The 697-nt window shown below is 64.4% G+C and carries 1 protein-coding gene and 1 pseudogene; both read left to right on the forward strand.

The features are described from left to right. Positions 1-302: pseudogene (locus tag FLV_RS19920) on the forward strand (magnesium chelatase); the annotation flags it as partial. A gap of 130 nt (positions 303-432) precedes the next feature. Then, the coding region (locus tag FLV_RS19925; RefSeq protein ID WP_243236505.1) for a hypothetical protein at positions 433-697 on the forward strand (265 nt) is incomplete at its 3' end.

The raw sequence follows: 697 nt of genomic DNA on the forward strand, positions 1-697 counted from the left end.
CAAGCGGCCTGAGCGTCTGGCTCGACGGTCTGGGCGCCGGTGGCGGCACGCCGTTGCTCGCGGCACTGGAGCAGGCGCAGCAATGGCTGACGGTTAGACGCAAGCGCTTTCCCGCCGAACAGCAACGCTGCCTGATCGTGACCGATGGTCGCGTGAAAGAACTGTCGGCGTTGCCAGTGCTGGCGTGCCCCGGATTGCTGATCGACATCGAGCGCGGGCCGATTCGACTGGGCCGGGCGAAGGATCTGGCGACCGCGCTGCAAGCGCAGTATCAGCATATCGATGAGCTGGATTTGCGCTGAAATCCGCCGCACCGCTCGCACCCTGTGGGAGCGAGCCTGCTCGCGAAGAGGCCGGAACCTTCAGCATCGAAATCGACTGACCCACCTATACTCAAACCAGCACCTCCCCAAGCCAAAGGACACCGCCACCGTGAACCCGCGCGCGCTGGTCGTTGCCGCACTGTTTCTGCTGGCCGGCTGCGCCTCTTCGGCCCGGGCGCCGGTGAGTGCGCCGCAGGCGGTGGTGGTGTCGGCGCAAACCTGGCAGCAGATCGACCGCGAGATCCTCAGCGCATCGCAACAGGCCACCGAGCAGGTCAAGCTGTTCGCCCGTGGCTCGATGGAACATTGGCGCACTCGGGTCTATCAGCAAACTGAAGAAAATTTCATCCCCTGGTTCAGCAGCTACTGGACCC

The sequence above is a fragment of the Flavobacterium pectinovorum genome, assembly GCF_022802975.1.
Classification (GTDB): domain Bacteria; phylum Bacteroidota; class Bacteroidia; order Flavobacteriales; family Flavobacteriaceae; genus Flavobacterium; species Flavobacterium pectinovorum_B.